The organism is Roseburia sp. AM23-20 (genome assembly GCF_003470905.1).
Classification (GTDB): domain Bacteria; phylum Bacillota; class Clostridia; order Lachnospirales; family Lachnospiraceae; genus Roseburia; species Roseburia rectibacter.
The window spans coordinates 39,366-59,551 of record NZ_QRHS01000002.1 but is presented as its reverse complement, the minus strand read 5'-3'; the positions used below and the strand labels follow the sequence as shown (position 1 = coordinate 59,551).

At 37.8% G+C, this 20,186-nt stretch carries 19 protein-coding genes and 1 pseudogene; 19 read left to right on the top strand and 1 reads right to left on the bottom strand.

Translation table 11 applies throughout. The features are described from left to right. The first annotated feature begins 341 nt into the window (after positions 1 to 341). The 11 genes and pseudogenes from ltrA to DW650_RS03095 all read left to right on the top strand — a co-directional run bounded on the left by ltrA (position 342) and on the right by DW650_RS03095 (position 10,004). Positions 342 to 2,135, top strand: a complete 1,794-nt coding sequence (gene ltrA / locus DW650_RS03145) for a group II intron reverse transcriptase/maturase (RefSeq protein WP_117510439.1) — start codon at positions 342 to 344, stop codon at positions 2,133 to 2,135. A gap of 116 nt (positions 2,136 to 2,251) precedes the next feature. Further along, positions 2,252 to 2,509: pseudogene (locus DW650_RS03140) on the top strand (VirB4-like conjugal transfer ATPase, CD1110 family); the annotation flags it as partial. A gap of 71 nt (positions 2,510 to 2,580) precedes the next feature. Further along, positions 2,581 to 3,381, top strand: a complete 801-nt coding sequence (locus DW650_RS03135; RefSeq protein WP_117510438.1) for a DUF6674 family protein — start codon at positions 2,581 to 2,583, stop codon at positions 3,379 to 3,381. A 30-nt stretch (positions 3,382 to 3,411) separates the two neighbouring features. Continuing rightward, positions 3,412 to 3,759 (top strand): hypothetical protein, encoded by a 348-nt coding sequence (locus DW650_RS03130; protein ID WP_117510437.1) that lies wholly within the window; start codon positions 3,412 to 3,414, stop codon positions 3,757 to 3,759. A gap of 27 nt (positions 3,760 to 3,786) precedes the next feature. Continuing rightward, on the top strand, positions 3,787 to 5,496 hold the full coding sequence (locus DW650_RS03125; RefSeq protein ID WP_117510436.1) for a lysozyme family protein: 1,710 nt from the start codon (positions 3,787 to 3,789) through the stop codon (positions 5,494 to 5,496). A gap of 147 nt (positions 5,497 to 5,643) precedes the next feature. Then, the gene (locus DW650_RS03120) at positions 5,644 to 6,006 is read left to right on the top strand and encodes an MmcQ/YjbR family DNA-binding protein (RefSeq protein WP_117510435.1); all 363 of its coding nucleotides are present in this window, start codon (positions 5,644 to 5,646) and stop codon (positions 6,004 to 6,006) included. 44 nt (positions 6,007 to 6,050) lie between these two features. Further along, positions 6,051 to 6,470, top strand: coding sequence for a nuclear transport factor 2 family protein (locus tag DW650_RS03115; RefSeq protein WP_117510434.1), 420 nt, complete (start codon positions 6,051 to 6,053; stop codon positions 6,468 to 6,470). Positions 6,471 to 6,664: 194 nt separating this feature from the next. Next, positions 6,665 to 7,330, top strand: a complete 666-nt coding sequence (locus tag DW650_RS03110; protein ID WP_004843374.1) for a response regulator transcription factor — start codon at positions 6,665 to 6,667, stop codon at positions 7,328 to 7,330. A gap of 55 nt (positions 7,331 to 7,385) precedes the next feature. After that, positions 7,386 to 8,303 carry an ABC transporter ATP-binding protein gene (locus DW650_RS03105; RefSeq protein WP_117510433.1) on the top strand — a complete coding sequence of 306 codons (918 nt, stop codon included), beginning with the start codon at positions 7,386 to 7,388 and terminating at the stop codon, positions 8,301 to 8,303. Continuing rightward, entirely contained in the window at positions 8,296 to 9,117 is an 822-nt protein-coding gene (locus DW650_RS03100; RefSeq protein ID WP_117510432.1) for an ABC transporter permease, read from the top strand. The genes DW650_RS03105 and DW650_RS03100 overlap by 8 nt, the downstream gene beginning before the upstream one ends. Before the next feature lie 26 nt (positions 9,118 to 9,143). Next, positions 9,144 to 10,004 carry a sensor histidine kinase gene (locus DW650_RS03095; protein WP_117510431.1) on the top strand — a complete coding sequence of 287 codons (861 nt, stop codon included), beginning with the start codon at positions 9,144 to 9,146 and terminating at the stop codon, positions 10,002 to 10,004. Between the two features lie 198 nt (positions 10,005 to 10,202). Here the strand turns inward: DW650_RS03095 and DW650_RS03090 are convergent, their stop codons facing one another. Continuing rightward, positions 10,203 to 10,439, bottom strand: a complete 237-nt coding sequence (locus tag DW650_RS03090; protein WP_442857743.1) for a hypothetical protein — start codon at positions 10,437 to 10,439, stop codon at positions 10,203 to 10,205. Between the two features lie 69 nt (positions 10,440 to 10,508). On the opposite strand from DW650_RS03090, the gene DW650_RS03085 reads away from it, so the two are divergent. The 8 genes from DW650_RS03085 (at position 10,509) to DW650_RS03055 (ending at position 20,126) form a co-directional block, all read left to right on the top strand. Continuing rightward, on the top strand, positions 10,509 to 11,198 hold the full coding sequence (locus tag DW650_RS03085; protein ID WP_117510430.1) for a response regulator transcription factor: 690 nt from the start codon (positions 10,509 to 10,511) through the stop codon (positions 11,196 to 11,198). Then, positions 11,195 to 12,223 (top strand): sensor histidine kinase, encoded by a 1,029-nt coding sequence (locus tag DW650_RS03080; RefSeq protein WP_117510429.1) that lies wholly within the window; start codon positions 11,195 to 11,197, stop codon positions 12,221 to 12,223. Before DW650_RS03085 ends, DW650_RS03080 begins: the two co-directional genes overlap by 4 nt. Positions 12,224 to 12,250: 27 nt before the next feature. Further along, positions 12,251 to 12,427, top strand: coding sequence for a hypothetical protein (locus tag DW650_RS19660; protein ID WP_009247987.1), 177 nt, complete (start codon positions 12,251 to 12,253; stop codon positions 12,425 to 12,427). Positions 12,428 to 12,636: 209 nt separating this feature from the next. Further along, on the top strand, positions 12,637 to 13,302 hold the full coding sequence (locus tag DW650_RS03075) for an ABC transporter ATP-binding protein (protein ID WP_009247986.1): 666 nt from the start codon (positions 12,637 to 12,639) through the stop codon (positions 13,300 to 13,302). Between the two features lie 14 nt (positions 13,303 to 13,316). Further along, positions 13,317 to 15,698, top strand: a complete 2,382-nt coding sequence (locus DW650_RS03070) for an ABC transporter permease (protein ID WP_009247985.1) — start codon at positions 13,317 to 13,319, stop codon at positions 15,696 to 15,698. Positions 15,699 to 15,902: 204 nt separating this feature from the next. Then, positions 15,903 to 16,592, top strand: coding sequence for a response regulator transcription factor (locus DW650_RS03065; RefSeq protein WP_009247984.1), 690 nt, complete (start codon positions 15,903 to 15,905; stop codon positions 16,590 to 16,592). Further along, the gene (locus DW650_RS03060) at positions 16,589 to 17,620 is read left to right on the top strand and encodes a sensor histidine kinase (protein WP_009247983.1); all 1,032 of its coding nucleotides are present in this window, start codon (positions 16,589 to 16,591) and stop codon (positions 17,618 to 17,620) included. The genes DW650_RS03065 and DW650_RS03060 overlap by 4 nt, the downstream gene beginning before the upstream one ends. 112 nt (positions 17,621 to 17,732) lie before the next feature. Continuing rightward, complete coding sequence (locus DW650_RS03055) at positions 17,733 to 20,126, top strand: ABC transporter permease (RefSeq protein ID WP_117510428.1); 2,394 nt, start codon at positions 17,733 to 17,735, stop codon at positions 20,124 to 20,126. Positions 20,127 to 20,186: the final 60 nt, after the last annotated feature.

Here is a 20,186-nt window from a genome sequence, read left to right as displayed (position 1 = left end):
TATTTATCGAATGTGAGGTTCGAGTTTCTGTTTTTTGCAGATATGGGAATAAGCCTTGAAACCCATGCCATAACACTGTTTTATCATCTTCGACGGTAAGACAACTATCATCATGATATGGAACAGGCGTGAGAACACGTCACAAAGAACCGAAAGCAGGTCCGACAATCTTCACAAACCTATACACAGTGTTAACTGGGGATTGCCTAAGTCAGACTCATTTGTCTGATATGGTAACGGAAGCTCCGTAGTAGTCCGAGGGCGTTAATGGCGTCCACATGGCGAAGGGAGCTAGTTAGTAACATCTAAAATTGTAAGAATGAAAGGGAGGAGAAACCTCAATGAAACCAACATCAGAGATTTTAGAGCGTATCGCAAAAAGTTCTAAAGAACACAAAGACGGCGTATTCACAAGACTTTACAGATATTTGCTGCGTGAAGATATTTATTACGCCGCCTATCAAAAACTCTATGCAAACAGAGGTGCAACAACAAAAGGTATTGATGACGATACCGCAGACGGATTTAGTGAATTATATATTAAGAAACTAATCCAGGATTTACAGAACGGAACTTATAGGACGAATCCTGTAAGACGTGAATATATCCCGAAGAAAAATGGGAAAAAGCGTCCATTGGGAATACCGTCCTTTAGGGACAAACTTTTGCAGGAAGCTGTCAGAATGATACTGGAAGCAATCTATGAACCAGTCTTTCACGACCATTCCCACGGTTTTAGACCAAATAGGAGTTGTCATACAGCCCTACGTCAGATTTCCTCTGACTTCACAGGAGTTGTATGGTTTATAGAGGGCGATATAACAGGTTGTTTTGATAATATCAACCATGAAATATTGATTGATATACTTGCAAGAAAAATCAAAGACAGCAAATTTTTGAACATTATCCGTCAGTTTCTGAAAGCGGGATATGTGGAGAATTGGAAATACAATAAAACGTACAGCGGTACTCCGCAAGGCGGTATTTGTTCTCCTATACTTGCAAATATCTATCTGAATGAATTAGACCAAAAGTTTGAGAAAATCAAGAAAATATTTGATAAGCCAAGAAAAGCGGAAGAGCGAAAAACACCCGAATACAGAGAAATGGATAATGAGATGAAGAAAATATCTTATTGGATAGACCATACAAAAGATGTTAATGAAAGACAAGAATTAATTGACCGATATAAACATCTGAAAAAGGAAATCCATAAGATACCATGCCACCCACAGACTAACAAGAAATTTACGTTTGTTCGTTATGCAGATGATTGGCTGGTGGGAGTGTGTGGAACAAAGGAAGAGTGTATTGCTCTTAAAGCGGAAATAGCGGAATATCTGAATAATGAGCTGAAACTAACGCTTAGTGAAGAAAAAACGCTGATAACGCATAGCTCCGAAAAAGTACGCTTCTTAGGATATGATATTTGTGTCAGAAGAAGTCAGGAAATAAAGGGCTATAAGACGAAAAACGGAAAGTGGCGTAAGTCACGTTCTTTACACCTCAAAGTTGCTCTTACAATTCCTCATACGGAAAAGATAGAGAAATTCATGTTTGCAAAGAAAGCCATTATTCAGACAGAAGATGGCAGATTTAAACCAGTCCACAGGACAGCACTTTTAAATCAGTCTGATAGTGAAATTGTAGAACAGTACAATGCGGAAATGAGAGGATTGCTGAATTATTATAATTTAGCGGTTGATTATCATACCCTTGATTATTTCTGTTATTTAATGGAATATAGCTGTCTGAAAACGATAGCTAATAAGCATAAATCTACAATTCACAAAATCATCAGACAGTACAAGGACGGAAAAACATGGTCTGTTCCTTATGAAACTAAAGACGGAACAAAAAGAGTGCGACCTGTAAAAATCGCTGATTGCAAAAGAGGCGAGGCTAGTGACATTGTGTTCCAAAGAACAAAATTTAATTGGAAATCCACAATCAGACAAAGGTTAAATGCTGGCGTTTGTGAATTATGTGGGAAAAAGCATGCAGATTTATATGAAGCGCATGTAGTAAGAAATTTAAACGAATTGGGTAATTCTGATTGGGAACTGGCTATGAAATCTAAGCGTAGAAAAACGCTAGTGGTTTGTAGTGATTGCCACAGAAGAATTCATAAATAAGCGATATGTAAATTACTAATGGGGAGCCGGATACATGGAGACGTGTAAGTCCGGTTCCGAGGGAGGGTGTAGGAAACCTGTTGCCTATGCAATAAGGCGCCTTTGCCCTACCCTACGAACTTTTAAAATCGGATACTGCAAGACTGATGTTGGCAAACAGTGAGTTTTTGATCCTTTTGAATCAGGCAACCACAGACCGGGACGAACTGGCCTCCCTTTTGAATATTTCCGAGAACCAGTTATCCTACATCACCAATGTAGGCGCAGGAAAGGGATTGATCCGGTGTTCCGGAAATCTGGTGCCATTTGAGAACAGCTTTCCCAAGAATACGAAGCTGTACCGCTTGATGACAACGAAACCGGGAGAGTGTTAGTCGAAAAGATATTTTTTAGGGTGCTGTTGAAATTTCTTTGGCAGCATCTTTTTGGGAAGGAGGGAATGTAAATGGAAGAAGGACAAACAGTGGAAATCCAGGAAACGAGAGAACCGCTTCGGGAGCAGGGCAGTATCCGGGCATTGCTGGAGCTATTGGAACAGCAGGGGATGGAGCAGGAAAAAAGGGATGTACTTTGTATGGCAGATTATATTGATTCCATGGAAATGCAGCTGGGAACTGTCCTAAAGGAATTGGGAGAGGTGAAAAAGCAACTGGGTGTGATGCAGGAAAGTAAGGTCAAACTCTTTGCGGTGAATACAATCCAGAAGGCAGAACATCAGGTGAAAACACTTCGTTTTCAGGTGGGAGAATGGAAACGAAAGTTTGTGGAACGGGCAGAACAGGCAGTAGTTGATTTTAAAGAAAAGGGGAAAGATGCCCTTGCCTGTGCGGTAAAGGGAATGCACCTTACCCAAGGCTTGCAAAAAATCCAATCGTCTCTGCATACGGTGATGCTGTCGATGGATCAGAAGATTGACCGTCTGGGGAGCATGGCGGAAGAACTGCATGTTGCCAAAGGGCATCTGAAAAACGCATTTTTGGAAATGAACGGAAAAGATACCGCAAAAATCACAGAGCGAAATCCGGAACAGGGAATAATCTTTCAAACCCAGAAGGTGTTATTCCAATCCATGCGGAGTATCCATCAGTTGGAACAGAAAACGGAGCGATTGCAACAGCAGATAGGGAAGCTGGAAGCAAGAGAAGGAAAACAACCGTCTGTGAAGGATACCCTGCAGAAACTGAGACAGGAACAACACCCTTTGAAGTTTGGTAAAGAAGAAAAACAGAAGTCTGCGGTTCGATAAAGAGAAGTTTTTCAAAGGGAGGTGAAATCCATGAAAGAAAAAACAACCATTACGTTTCTTGCAGCGGAGTGCGGGGAGTTCCATGGGATGGGGGAATGTATCGAATGTACATCTTTAAAAGAAGCCTTCCGGCATTACCAGAGATTTTGCAAACGTTCCCCTCAGATGCTCCCGTCTTTGGAGTTTTCCCTCCACCATGCAGACGATCCGCTGTATAACGAGGGAGAATATCCATTGGTGACCGGGGAGAAGGGAAAAGAGTTACTATCCTATGTTCCCTATTATGCCAATCATCCGCTAGTGCAGGAAGCGGTAAAGGAACTGGAACAGCTGGAGAGCCAGCAGAAGAAATCAAAAAAGCGAGGAAGGGAACGTTAGAAAGTACAAAAGATGGGAGGTGTGTGATTGAAAGAAATCAAAGAAAAAGTGCGGGATCAAAGTCCAAAGATCCGTAATCCTGCCTCCCGGCTTCCAAAGGAACTGGTACGTTCTGCGATGCTGGAAGCAAAAGAGAAGTCCAGCATCATGGCAGATAAGATCGGAAGAGAAACGGGGGAGGAATCCCCGGTGGAATATGCCGGAAACCGCATCCAGCGTGTGGAACAGCGCATAGGAAGGGAAAGTGCTTCGGCAGCCTATCGTGGCGGTAAGAGGCTGGCGGTGAAAACCTATGAGAAGGTAAAGGCGCAAAAACAAAAGCAGAGAGAAGCCACGACAACCCCGTTGGGAGAGGAAAAAGCAAGAGGTGGCACATCTACCCAGGCAGGGCAGACAATGGCAAAGAAAGGGCGAACAGAAGCCATAAGAAGCATTAAGGTTAAGCCGGAAGCCGAGAAAACAATCAAGGAAGCTGGAAATCGGACGGTAAAAACAGCGCCCCGTGTGGTGAAAGCCTCTCCGGTTTCTTCCCAGAAAGTGAAAACCCAGGCAGTCTTACAGAAAAAGCAAGCACTGAAATCTATGAAAGCAGCCAGGGAAGCGAAACGGGCTGCCATGCACTCGGTTCAGACTGCCAAGCAAAGTGCAAAGACTGCAAAGGCAACCGGAAGAGGATTGAAAGCCATGGCAGAAGCCGCCGCTCATGCAGTAAAAGCAGCATTTGCGGCTCTGATGGCAGGTGGAGGCGCAGTGTTTGTCGTTCTGATTCTGATTGTGGGGATTATTGGGGGTGCAGCCTTTTTGGGGAATTCCCAGAGTAGTGAGGCTTTGAGTGCGGAAGTGTTGGCGCATACGCCCGCCATTCAAAAGTATGCCAGTGAATTTGGCATCCCGGAATATGTTCCGGCAATCCAAGCCATTATGATGCAGGAGAGCGGGGGCAGGGGAACAGATCCCATGCAGGCCAGTGAGTGTCCTTATAACACCCAGTATCCCAATACTCCCGGTGCGATTCAGGATGCTGACTATTCCATCAAGGTGGGGATACAATATTATGCAGATTGCGTCCGGGAAGCCGGATGCCAAAGCCCACAGGATATGGACAAGCTGAAACTCAGTTGGCAGGGTTATAATTATGGGAATGGATATATATCGTGGGCGTTGGAAAAATTTGGCGGTTACAGTGAAGCCAATGCGCTTCAGTTTTCCCAGGAGCAGGCAGTCGCCCATGGCTGGTCGGGTTATGGTGATCCGGAGTATGTGCCTCATGTGATGCGGTATTATTCCGGCGGTGGTTGGTTTACCGGACTCTTTGGAAACGGACAGCTTGTCACCATTGCGAAAAGTCAGCTTGGAAATGAAGGCGGTCAGAAGTTCTGGTCATGGTATGGATTTACCAGTCGGGAGGAATGGTGTGCGTGCTTTGTCAGCTGGTGTGCTGATCAGGCAGGGTTGATTCAGAAAGGAGCGGTACCAAAGTTTGCTCTTTGTGCTGCAGGCGTGGACTGGTTTCAGACACAAGGGAGATGGCAGGGTGCAGGAAGTGCACCAAGTCCCGGCATGATTATTTTTTTTGATTGGGATCATGACGGAGCCAGTGACCATGTAGGAATCGTGGAAAGCTGCGATGGAACTACGGTACATACGATTGAGGGAAACAGCGGAGATGCGGTAAAGCAGAACAGCTATACGGTGAATTCCCAGTCGATTCTGGGGTATGGGCTGGTAGCTTATTAAAAAGTAAAAATCAAATGGATTGCATTGTGGGAGTCGAGAAACAATGTTATAATGTAAAGGAAGGCAGGGCTGATGTCCTGCCTGTTAATGAATACGAAAAGTACAATCAGGAGATTGATAAAATAGAGTAATTGGGAAGTGAAATGATTGAAACGGGAAGAGATTTTTGAATATGTAAAAAAGCAATATGGAACAATTCCGGAATATCTTTGGAAGAGTTCTCCGGAGAGTGCAATCCTCCGGCATGAGAATGGAAAGTGGTATGCAGCTATTCTGCGAGTTGAAAAATCGAAACTGGGTTTGAAAGAGGAAGGAAGCGTAGATATCATCAATGTGAAATGTGAACCGGATATGGTTGGACTTCTGACACAGACCTACGGTTTTCTGCCAGGGTATCACATGAATAAGAAGTATTGGATCACCATGTTATTAGATGGAAGTGTAAGTGAGGCAAAAATCTTAGATTTTCTGGATATGAGTTATGATTTGATAGATGGGAAAAAAGATTGAGTTTAGAGGTTCTGTAACGAATTTGGCATAGGAGGGATTCTATTATGGACAAGAGAGAACAGATGATCCGGTTATGGTTTTCTATGTGGCTGGAAAAGAAAGATTTGGGAATGGACGATATTTTTGCAGAGAACGTGAGTTATACAGAAAGCTGGGGACCATGTTATAGCAATCGTGAAACTGTAAAGCATTGGTTTCAGGAATGGAATATGAGGGGGAGTGTAATCGCCTGGGATATCAAACAGTTTTTTCATAAAGAAAATCAGACCATTGTTGAATGGTATTTTAAAAATGTGATGGAGAAGGGGGATATTGAAGAATTTGATGGAATTTCATTGATTGAATGGTCAGAAGAGAATAAAATTCAATCCTTGAAGGAATTCGGCTGTAATCTTCATAACTACGATCCGTATCAAAAGAGTGATACGCCCCAATTCAGAGCAGAAAAAATTCATTGGTTTTAAAATTATTAGGCAAGTAGTATAAAGGGATTTTAGCAAGCAATGAGAAGGTGTATGGTGACATGCATCTTCTTTTTGCGTTCCAAAAGATTTTTAAGATTTACATGAATTTCTAAATGTGCCATAGACTTCTTTGTTTGTTGTAGATAGCATAAAAACCTTATGATACAATATCTGATTAGAGGAGATGAAACCGCATGAATAAAATTGCTATTATTGAAGATGATATAGACATTTGCAATATGATTGCAAAATTCTTAGAAAATAATAAATATATCGTTCATTATGCATTGAATGGTGCAGAGGGAATAGAATTGTGTAAATCGCTTGTTCCAGATTTAATAATACTTGATATTATGTTACCGAGGTTAAACGGAAATGATGTATTACAGAGATTGCGTAAATTTACAAACGCTCCAGTTATTGTTGTTTCTGCAAAAACAATGGTACAGACAAAAATAGACTTATTAAAATTAGGTGCTGATGATTATATGACTAAGCCGTTTGACTTGCATGAGCTTCTTGCTCGTATTGAAGCAAATTTGAAACGGACTTCAAATACTTCCTGTCAAAATGATACTTTGACATATAGAGATATTGAAATCAACAACTCTCTAGTTTATATAAAAGAAGTATTAGTACCTTTTACATCAACCGAGTTAAAGATTTTAAGACTATTATTACAATATCCGCAAAAAATTTTTTCAAAGCAAAATTTATATGAATCCATTTGGAATGAAACGTATGCTTATGATGATGATACGATAAATACCCATATCAGTCATATTCGTAAAAAAATTAAGGCGATTACAAATGAAGATTATATACAAACCATTTGGGGAATCGGTTATAAAATTAAATAACTTTAGATTTTCTTTAGACTTATCGGATATAGTGGCATAGAAAGGAGTGTTTAGAATGACAAAATTTATATGTGAAACAAAAAATCTAAGCAAAAAATATAAAGATTTCTATGCCTTAAAGAATGTGAACTTAACTATTCCAAAAGGAGAAATCTACGGTCTTGTAGGTGAAAATGGGGCAGGAAAAACAACTTTAATCCGATTATTAACGGGACTTAATTTTAAGAGTGAGGGAGAAATAATCCTGTTTGGACATACGGATAATCTACAATATGAAAGGGCGAAAATCGGTTGCACGATTGAAATGCCAGCATTATACAAGGATATGACGGCTTCACAAAATTTGGAAGTACAAAGGATACAGCGTGGGATTCCAAACAAAAAGTGTATTGCCGATACTTTAGAATTGATAGGTTTATCCAATGCTGGCAAAAAAAGAGTGGCAAACTTTTCTTTAGGAATGAAACAAAGGCTTGCTTTAGGTGTTGCATTATTAGGTGAGCCAGAATTTTTAATTTTGGACGAACCCGTCAACGGACTTGACCCAACGGGAATTATTGAATTAAGAGAACTTCTTAAAAAACTAGTAAAAGAACGAGAGGTGACGATTTTAATATCCAGCCATATATTAAGTGAATTACATCAGCTTGCTACCTGTTATGGATTTCTTCATAAGGGAGAACTTTTGAAACAAATTTCTGCTGAAAAATTAAACGAAGAATGTAAACGCCATATTTGTTTAAGGACAGATAATATCCAAAAAACCACTCTTTTATTAGAGCAAAAGGGAAAGATTAACAATTACTCCGTTTACCCTGATAATTCTATTCGTATATACGAGTGCTTAGAGAATGTAAGAATGATTTCTAAATTGCTATCCAGTAATGGAGTTATTATTGATGAAATTTCTGTGCAAGGAGAAAATTTGGAAACATACTTTGAAAATCTAATAGGGGGGCGAAAAAATGTTTAATCAAATAAGAGCAGAATTTTATAAATTATTTCATACAAAGGCATTATACTTAACCTTTGCTTTGATTTTAGCGGTCTTTGGAATTTTCTCCATAGGCGGTCAGCAACAATTTGTGGTATCAAGTTCAAGTTTAGACGAAACATGGAAAATAGGAGAAACGGTTGGATTTCTTGCACGTGCTTATAGCGATACAGCACACCCAATGATTGAAGAAATAATAAGGACAGCCACATCTTATACGGTATTTTTCTGGCTGATTGTTCTTATATTTTCTGTCATTTTCTTTTCAAGAGAATATACGGATTCAACAATTAAAATTGCGATTGCAAGCGGACAAAGCCGAATTAAGTTTTTTGTTGCGAAATATATTGTGATTACGATTACCAGTATATTTCTATACTTTTCATTTATTATGATTGCATTTATAATAGAATGTGCGAAATTTAATGTTCCAATACAACTGTTTCCAATGCTGAAAATTGCAGGACTAAATTGTATGGTTATGGGAGCATTTATCGGAATTACACTTATGTTATGTGTAATATTCAAACATACGGCAATCGTTGTAGGGGCTATGTCATTGTTTACATTTAGTGGACCGCTTATCTATATGATGACATGGGATAATATGTCGGCTCAGTCATGGAGAGTTCTAACCTACTTAAAAATAAATCCTATGTACTACTGGATGAATACTTGTTCTTACAATCTGATAAATCATTTAGAAATCAATATTCTGACTTATTTTGTGGGAACTATAATTATTACATTTCTTGTTTCAGCATTGATATTAAGAAAGCAAGAAATACGCTAATCATAACAGAAAGGGGAAATGCGAACATGTTATATTTTTTATTGATTTGTCTTATTTTCATATTAGTATTTTCCCTATTCTCTATTATCAGAACCATTCATAATATAAATAAGCAAATAAAGGAACAGCGGAAAATACGGGTGTCCTTATCAAATAAGTATATTGAAGAATTAGCTTATGCAATCAATCAAAAAGATACTCTACATAAAAAATTGCAGGTTCAAATTAAGCAGGAAGAAGAACAGTTAAAACAATCTATATCTAATATAAGTCATGATTTAAGAACACCTTTGACATCGCTACAAGGCTATTTAACACTTTTGCAGGAATGTGAAAATAAACAGGAGCAAGAACAATATCTGAAAATCATTAAAGCAAAAACTGACTATCTCACAGAGTTAGTGCAAGAATTTTATGATTTGTCTGTGTTAGAAAATGAGCAATCTGATGTTGAATGTGAGCGTATTGATATAAATAGAATTGTTACAGATTGCTTAATTGAAAAGTATTATGAATTTGGAGAAATCCAGCCAATCATTCAAGCAGAAAATGCTCCTGTATGGATATACGGAAATAATCTTATCTGTAAACGAATTATTGAAAATTTAATTGTAAATGCACTTCGTTATTCAGATAATTACATTGAAGTTTCTATCAATCAAAAAGGAGTGTTCACGATTAAAAATTCAACAAAATCCCTTGATAATATTGATGTAAATTCATTATTTAATAAGTTTTATACCGCTGATAAGTCGCGCAACAAAGGAAGTTCTGGTTTAGGCTTGTATATTGTAAAAGAATTGCTAAAAAAAATTGACGGTAAAATTGAAAATGTAAGTTACGAAGGAAATATTTTGTCAATTTCTATTCAGTTTTGCGTTGTCTGATTTATTATAAATCAGATTTTATTCCCTTTTCCTCTTGTTTGCCACAAACAGAAAAGAAAAAGTCCTGTCAAAAACTTACCACCATTGGTGGTGCTTGCACTCTTTACGGGGCTTTTTTTGTGGTATCTTCTCGCAAGAGAAAAAAGATTACTCGTCCTCACCATCAAAATGGTTATTCCTCAATACTTCCCGTAACAGTTACATATCTTCTTTTGAATTTGGGTTTATCATTTTCAGAACTTGGTAAGGTGTCTTATACTTATGATCCTCTATGCTTTCTCCAAACATATCCATGCTATATAAATCATCATAGCGGTCTAACAGTTTTTGAAATTTCCAATGTTGAATAAATTCTTTGATTAGGTAAAGATCAGACGCTTCAATGCTCGTATATAATTTCAAAAAGAAAATCATAAATTTTTCAATCTGTAACATTTCTAGGACATTTCTGTTGTAAAATAAGAATTGGAATGATAGCAAAATTGTCGTAAAGGATGAAAAGGAATGAAACAGATTTTAATCGTAGAAGATGATGAACTTTTGAATAAAATGTTAGTTTACAACCTACAGTCAGAATCCTATGGGATTGTTTCGGTGGAAACGGTAAAAGAAGCCATGGAAGTGCTGAAGAGCCAACCGTTTGATCTGGTACTATTGGATATTAATCTTCCGGATGGAGATGGATATGCGATTGCAAAAACAATCCGGGAAAAATATAGTGATACCATTGTAATCTTTTTGACCGCAAATGACAGGGAAAGTGATGAGATCCGGGGGTATGAACTTGGAGCAGTAGATTATATCACAAAACCTTTTTCCATCCATTCCCTGCAGAGAAAAGTAGAAAATGTACTGCGTATGATGCGGCATCATGTGTCCATGCAGGATGTCTTTGATGATGGCAGGCTGTTTTTAAATTTTGCAGAGCAGACAGCTATGCTGGGGGGAAAGCCATTGACCTTATCGACTTTGGAGTTTCGGATGCTGAACCTGTTTTGCCAGAACCGCAATCGTGTATTAACAAGAAAACAGTTGTTGGAAAAAATATGGGACTGTACAGAGAATTATGTGGACGAGCATACGTTAACGACAACGTTAAGCCGCATCCGAGGAAAGATTGAGACAGATGGAACGGTATATATCAAAACCGTATATGGTATGGGATATAAATGGACCGGAGGTGAACCTGCATGATAGGAAAGAAACTTTCTGTAAAAAGGATGTTTTTTTGGCTGACTGCCGGAATGACACTCACAATGACAGCGATCATATTGGTCGCATTCTTTCTGACCCAAAATATTGTAGTGTTATGGGTTGGGATGGCTTTGATAGTCTGTGCAATACTGTGGATGCTTTTTATGGTACAACTGTTGGGAATGAGACTGTCAAATTTTACTTCTGAATTGTGTCAGATTCTTGATGACATGATGAACCGTAGTCAGGAACCCGAAAATGTATCAGACAAAGAAACGATTTTTGCCCGTATCCATCATCGCCTGGTACGTCTGTATAACATCTTGCAGGAAAGTAACCGGAAGGTAGAAGCAGAACGGCAGGAATTACAGTCGTTGGTGTCAGATATTTCTCATCAGGTCAGGACTCCGGTAAGCAACATGAAGATGATTGTGGATACACTTTTGACAAAACCTCTGGAAGAACAGGAGAGGAATGAGTTTCTTAAAAGTGTAAGAGGGCAGATCAATAAACTGGATTTTTTAATACAGGCATTAGTCAAAACCTCCCGTTTGGAAACCGGGGTGATTCAATTAGAGAAAGAAGAGCATTTCTTATATGATACTTTGGCTCAGGCTATGAGTGGAATCTTATATTCTGCAGAACAAAAAAAGATCCATGTATCGGTGGAATGTCCGGAGGATCTGTGCGTATCCCATGACAGTAAATGGACTGAAGAAGCGATTTTTAATCTATTGGACAATGCAGTAAAATATACCCCGACAGGTGGACATGTAAATGTGTCGGTAGCGCAATGGGAAATGTATGTGGAAATAAAAGTATCTGATACCGGAAAAGGAATTTCAGAAAGCAATCAGGCATCTATTTTCAAGAGATTTTACCGGGAAGAAGAGATTCATAATCAGCCGGGTGTTGGAATCGGTCTTTATCTGACCAGGGAAATTGTGACACAGCAGGGTGGTTATGTTACTGTGGAATCACAGGTGGGAAAGGGATCAGCATTTTCTATTTTTCTGCCAAGATAAATAAAAGACAAATATGGAGGGATTTGAATGATGTATCAAACCGTATTAATAGAAAACATTACTACTGAAAATGTAACTGAAAAAATAAATACAAAACTCCTGGAAATGGAAAAACAAAGCTACAAACTTGTAACCATGTCATTTCTGGGAACTGAAAAAGCTGTTTTGGTTTTCAAAAAAGGATTAAAAGGCAGTTTGTTGTGATATTTTAAACAGAATTATAGTCACAGATAAAATCAAGAATAGCAGAATATCATATTTTGTATCGTTTGCAATTTTTTTGAAATGTCCGAGATTTGTAACAATTCAGGCTGAAATTCCTTGAATTTTGTTCCTTTTCTCGGACATTTCTGAGACATTTGTATTTTATAATAGAGCTATCATAAAGAAAGGCAGAAAGGAGTTTATAAAATATGAGTATTTTACAGACAATCGATTTAAAGAAATATTATGGAACAGAGCCCAATATTACAAAGGCTTTAGACGGTGTGAATTTTTCAGTAGAGGAAGGAGAATTTGTAGCGGTAGTAGGAACTTCAGGTTCCGGAAAATCCACGATGCTTCATATGATGGGAGGTTTGGACACTCCTACTAGTGGAAAGGTCATTGTACGTGGAGAAGAGCTGGCAAAGAAAAACGATGAAGAGCTGACGATTTTCAGGAGAAGAAATATTGGTTTCATTTTCCAAAATTATAATTTGGTTCCAATTTTGAATGTTTACGAAAATATTGTTCTCCCGGTAGAACTGGATGGAGATACGGTAGATCGGGGATTTATGGATGAGGTAGTTCATATGCTAGCTCTGGAAGATAAACTAAAGAATATGCCGAATAATCTCTCTGGAGGACAGCAGCAGAGGGTTGCAATAGCAAGAGCTCTGGTTGCTAAGCCTGCAATTGTGCTAGCTGATGAACCTACAGGGAACCTCGACTCGAAAACCAGTGCAGATGTTATGGGATTGATCAAACGGACCAGTTATGAGTTTCACCAGACGGTGGTAATGATTACACATAACAATGAGATCGCCCGACTTGCAGACCGGATTGTCCGTATTGAGGATGGTAGGATCGTGGAATAAGGAGGTGGCAGGCTATGACTTGGCCTTTTGAAAATAATACAAATGGAATTGTCAAGAATCTGGCGAAGAGAAATTTAAAAAGCGAAAAACGAAGAAATATCATGGTAGTGATTGCGGTTGCATTGGCTGCGTTTTTGGTTTGCTTATCAGGTTTAACCGCTATTTCTATTACAAAAATGAAAAAGGATCGGGTAGTTGATACTTATGAGGCAACTTATGTCAGAGTTTCTGAAGAAAACCTTGAAAAGCTAAAAGATGTCACAGAGTTTGAACGTGTAGGAGAATATTATATTGTTGGAGAAAAAGAATCTTCCAAAGGCTTTACAGGTTCTTTTGCCTATGCAAATAATGATATGATGTATATGATGCGTTCCCAAATGAAACTGACAGATGGGAATCTTCCCCAAAAAGAAAATGAAATACTTGTCAGTAAGATATGGCTTTCCAAATATTATCCTTCGGCAGGTGTTGGTGATACAGTAACTTTGGATATAAGTAGTTTTCCGGGTGATTATACGATTTCAGGAATTGTGGATGCGCCAGCAGACGATAGCAAAAATTTGTATTCGTTTATGATATCAAAAGCTACTTTACAAAAAATGAATATGTATAAATCAGATGGATACTTTGCGTATGTCCATTTGAAAAATGTGGAAAATATGCCGGAGGAAACTTCAAAAGCATTTTTTACACAAATTGCAGAAAAAAATCAGCTTAGGAGTGTTAGATTCCATAGTGAATTTTTTAAAGACATGAATACAGACTGGAGTCAGTTTATGATTGTGCTAGGCTTAGCTGGTATTATTGGTCTTGGTGCGTGGGTTGTGATACAAAGTATTTTCCGTATCTCCATTAACGATAAAATAAAAAGTTACGGGCAGCTTCGGACCATTGGCGCTACTAAAAAACAGATTATACGGGTTGTAAAAAAAGAGAGAAATCGGCTCGGAGTGATTGGAAGTATCATAGGAATAACACTAAGTGTAATACTTTCTCTTATTATTTTCCCAAAAGGATTTTCAATCAGCGGATATTTAGGATGTATCCTGATGACAATCATATTTTGTTGGCTAACTATATGTATAGCTGTTCATAAACCAATAAAATTAGCAGCAAAAATATCACCGATTGAAGCAGTTCGATTTAGGATAGAGCAAAAAAGCAAAATTCATATACGCAAAAAGAATAAGAAATTAACCCCTGTGTCTATAGGAATGATGAATTTTAAGAGGGATTGGAAAAAAACATTTAGTATTATATTTTCATTGAGCTTAAGCGGTATTTTACTTTTAGTTATCAGTTCACTTTGTCTTGTGCAATCTCCAGAAAGACTTGCAAGACATTATTTTCCTAATGGAGATTATAAAGTGTTTTTATACTCTGAAAACGAACATATAGACACATTAAAGAACGGTAATCCTTTAGATGAGCAATTAAAAGAGGAGATATTGGCGATAGATGGAGTGAGTGATATTATCGCAACCAGAAAATCTGCAACCTTTGAGGCAGTTTATAACAACTTTAGAGGACGGGGGCATTGCGATATGCTCACCTCAGAGAACTATGGAACGATAGAAAAAGCTCTTGTTGAAGGTGATATGCCAAAAGATGCTCATGATATATTGATAACACACGGATATGCTGATTTCGGAGAAACGGTGAAACCTGGAATGAAGATAAATTTGTCATTCGGAGAGAAAAGCATCCCGGTAAGGATATCTGGTATCTTTGATACATCAACAGCAGTAGTGAATCAAGGGCGGACAGGTTACGGATTTGATAGTGGCATGATGTATGCAGGAGAAGAAGTGTTTCGTGAACTTCTGCCGGATATTGAGAACTTTGATTATACCTGGGATATCGTATATGACAAAGCAAGTAAGAAGAATGTAGAGCAGTCATTGGAAAGTATTATTGCGACAAATTCGGAACTCTATCTGTCAAAAGCTTCAGATCATGCGGCATGGGTAGAAAAACAGAATGTTCATTATAATATTGAGAAATTCCTTTCATGGCTGATTTTTATATTCGGAGTTATTAATCTTACTAATACGACATTATCCAATCAATTAGCGCGTAGACAAGAAAACAGTGTGTTACGTTCCGTGGGATTAACATCAAAGCAGCTTGCAGCAATGACGGTATATGAGGGATTAGGGTATGTTTTATGTAGTATCTTTATAAGTCTGGCAATAGGTTTGCCAATTTCTATTTTTGCTTGTCATAAATTCAGTATTGAAATTTATGGTGGAAAAATTGTTCCATATGCATTCCCATTACAAGAAATGCTAATCTATATTTTGGTGATTATTGGAATGGAACTGTTCTTGTCTATATGGACAATCCGCAGACAGAAAAAACAATCCCTGATTGAACAAATGCGGGCAATGGAATAAGAGAAAAATGCTTTTGCTGAAAAGTGTGGAACATTTTGGCAAAAGCATTTTTTATGAAAATATTTTTTCTTGAAAGAAAATAAGATATAATCAATCTATGTTTTGAAATGATGATCATCAGAAAAACTGTATTTAGGACATTTCTGCAACATTTGAGGTTTAAAATAGTGACAAGTTTAGAAGATGGGAAAGGAAGAATCTGGATTGAGGAAAATTTTAATTGTAGAAGATGACAAAGTATTAAATAAAACGCTGGCTTATAATCTTACTGCAGATGGTTACGAAGTAACTTCTGCATATAGTTTTCTGGATGCAGTAGAACGATTGAAAAAGAGTGAATTTGATATTGCTCTGTTGGATATTAATCTGCCGGATGGAAACGGTCTGCATTTATGTGATGAAATCAGAGGAAGAGGGCAGCATACCTATATTATGTTTATCACAGCAAATGATAAAGAAGGCGATATGTTGAAAGGCTATGAAGCCGGATGCACAGATTATATTACAAAACCATTTTCAGTGATGGTTCTCTGTAAAAAGGTAGCCGCAGTTTTTGAAAATATGGAATTGCGGACACCAAAGCATGATGTATTTGAGGATGAAGTTTTGAAAATTGACTTTTCCGAGCAGAGTGCGGTTTTGGAGGGAAAGGTGATAGAGTTTACACCAAAAGAATACCGTACCTTATTTTTATTTGTAAAAAATCCGCACATTATATTAACGAAGCGGCAACTGATTGAGAAGTTGTGGGATATTGATGGGGATTTTATAGATGAGCATACGCTTACTACCATTATCAGCCGCATTCGCAAAAAGATTGAAACAGATGAGCGAAAATATATTAAAACTGCTTACGGAATGGGGTATCAATGGATAGGCGGTGAATCACGATGAAATTACAGAATTTATCCACTAGAGCTTTTCTGCGGCTGATTGTGGGGGGTGCTTCACTGACATCAATTCTTTTGTTGTTCATCCTTTATGCCTTCACAAAAGATATAAGGATGATACTTGGTGGTTTCAGCGTGATGATTCTTCTGTTTCTATGGGGTGCAGTCTTTTTGCATTATTTCCAGAAGAAACTATCGGTATTTACAGATGGACTATGCCGAACATTAGATGAAATGATGGATAGTACCGTTCGTCCGCAAATAAATTATGAAGCAGAAACACTGTTAGCACGCATCAGTCATCGTCTGGAAAGATTATATCATGTAATGCAGGAAACCCGGTATAAAGTAGAAGAAGAAAAAGCAGAATTACAGTCTTTGGTATCTGATATTTCACATCAGACCAAAACACCGATAGCAAATCTAAAAATGCTTAATGACACAATGTTGACCAGAAGAATTACTGATGAGACACGTAAGGAATTTTTACATGCTACTGCCAGTCAGTTAGATAAACTGGACTTTTTGATTCAGGGAATGGTGAAAACATCACGATTGGAAACTGGAGTGATCACTTTGGAAAAGAAAGAAACAGCTATTGCGGATACACTTGTAGATGCGATAAATGGGGTTCTTGCTCCTATGGAAAGAAAGCATCTTCATTTATCCGTAAATTGTCCTGAAAATTTAACGGTTTCACATGACAGTCGCTGGACCTCAGAAGCATTGTTTAATCTTTTAGACAATGCAGTAAAATATACTCCGGAAGGCGGTGACATTCACGTAGCAGTACAGGACTGGGAGATGTATTTGGAAATTGCCGTAACGGATACGGGAAGAGGCATTCCGGAAAGTGTCCAGGCAACAATTTTCAAACGATTTTATCGGGAAGAAGCTGTACATGATGTGGATGGGATTGGAATAGGATTATATCTGGCGCGTGAGATTATCACTATGCAAGGTGGCTATATTACAGTTGAAGCAGAGGTGGGAAAAGGCTCAACTTTCTCTATATTTCTTCCTCAAAGATAATGAAACGGCGGTCTGTTTATTCGGACTGCCTTTTTTTGAAAAAATTTAGAAAAAAAGAATTTTAGGACATTTCTGCAACATTTGAGAGTTAGGATAATGGAGAAAGGGGGCAATGGGGATGACATTACCATTTGAGAATGATACCAGTGCTATTACAAAAAAGTTGGCAAAACGCAATGTATCAGCAAATCGTATTTTTTGCCTTTTTAATATCTTAACAATAGCATTAGCAGTTAGTTTAATTGTTGGAATTTCTTTATTCCAGCAGGGAACTAAAATTAGTGAGCAAAAGATTTTAAAGCAAATGCAACAAGCCACCATTGGTGGCCTTACAGCAGAACAGATAGAAGTTCTGAAAAAAGAGCCTGTTCTTGAGGACATTGTACCATATAAGCATAGTGACAGCTTTCTAATGGATGGAATCAAATTTGAAGCGGTTTATATGCCGAGTGGTTTTGGAATTATAAATTCCTATGAATTAGTCAGTGGAACCTGTCCAGAACAGTACAATGAAATCGTAATTGATAAAAATGTTCAATTAAAGCTGGGGTATCAGCTAAATATAGGAGATACCATCACTTTACCAACGGCGGGGAGTAAAACAGAGGACTTCATCATTACTGGTTTTACTGATAATGTGGAAACAGGAACATTTTACTTTTATGTCTCCCCAGCGTATGCAGAGCAGGGAGTGTTATTATCTGATATTCCGTATAGTGCCTTAATTCGTGTAAATGGTGCGACAGAAATGGGACTTGTTGATTTTGAGAATACAGTATATCGTCTGGCTTCATCCCAAGACATAAGTAGGAATCAACTTTATTTTAATAGCAAATTCTGTTCCTCACTTATTAGTGGATCAGGAATGGGAGGTGTTTTTTTAGCGACTCTCTTTATTGCCTTTTCAAGCGCAATTGTCATATACAGTGTGTTTTACCTTTCTGTATCAAATCAAGTATCACAGATTGGACAACTCAAAACTATTGGTATGACAGAAAAACAAATTAAGCGGATGATTCGTAAAGAGGGGTATCGTTTCTGCCTATTCGGAATACCTGCCGGTATTACAGTAGGTATCATATTTGCATATTTGTTAGAGCCAAACGGAATAACGATTATCAATGCCATAGCCACAAGTATTTTTGCAATAATATTAGGAAATATCATTGTACAAATTTCCGTATATAAGCCTGCCCAAATAGCTTCAAATATTTCTCCTATTGAAGCAGTGAAATATGTTGGAAACACTACTTATCTAAAAGAAAGCAAAGTGCGGAACAGAAAAAATCATATTCGCCTCTCACCGTATTCCTTGGCCTTATTGAGTGAAAAGCAGGATCGAAAAAAACACAATCTGACGATTGCCTCACTTGCAATCGGTGGGGTTTTATTTATGGTTGGAGCCACTTTTATATCATCATGGAACCCAGATTCCTTTGCGCGAATGGGGAATTTGGAAGATGGAGAATACTATATTACGATTAACCACAATACATTAATCAATCCCAAACCGTATGGTATTTCGGAATATCAAGTTGACACACCTTTTTCGCAAGAACTCATGGAAGAATTGCAACAAATCTCGGAAATCAAAGAGATTCATGTTGCAGAGAGAACAGCGGCCATTATTGAGTATCACGATGAACAATTAGAAATTCCTATTATTCCGATTACACCTGATAATCAGGAGGAAATTATGAAAACGCTTCCTGTTGATTGGACATACGAAACACTGGTGAAACAAGATGCTATGGTTATATTAGGGAAAAGCGTACAGGAAGAAGTCTATCATACTTGTCCGTCAACAGGAGAAAAAGTGTCATTGCGATGGTTCGATGGTTCGGAACATAGTATGGATGTTTTGATTGCCGGTACTTCCGAAAAAAGCATGAATGAGGGTTTTTATCTTCCTAAAGAAACCATAGAAAAATTGTGGGGCGATATGGATTTAACTGCTTCCTTAACTTTGTCTGTACCAGAATATGAAAAAGTGGGAAAATCAGTAGAAAACAAGTTAAATGAAATATTGTCTCGCCACTCTGATTTGGTAATGGAAACTTTACAAGAGGTAAAGGCATCTTCGACAAATACGATTCATAATACCAGCATACAAGTTTATGGAGTATCTGTTTTTGTCATTATGTTTAGTATTTTTAATCTAACAAACACCTTAATTAGTCGTATCAGTACAAGGAGAAAAGAATTTGGAATACTGGAGTCTATCGGCATGACAAAAAAACAGATAAAGAAAATGCTGTTGCATGAAAGTGTCTTACTGATTATTCCTTGTTTGATTATTACAGTTGTGGCAGGAAACTTGATGGGGTATTTGTTAGTGCAGATATTGTCTGTGAATGGCTTAACTTATTTTCAATATACGTTTCCTTTTATTTCATTACTGATTTATGGCATCTGTCTAGTAATAATATCCATCGTAATTTCTACTATCTGTCTAAAAATTCAATGCAGAGATTCATTGGTGGAACGAATCAAAACGGCAGATTAATAAAAGAAAACAATTCAATAGAAAGGATACTTTCATTAAAAAACATCCTAAAATAAAGCA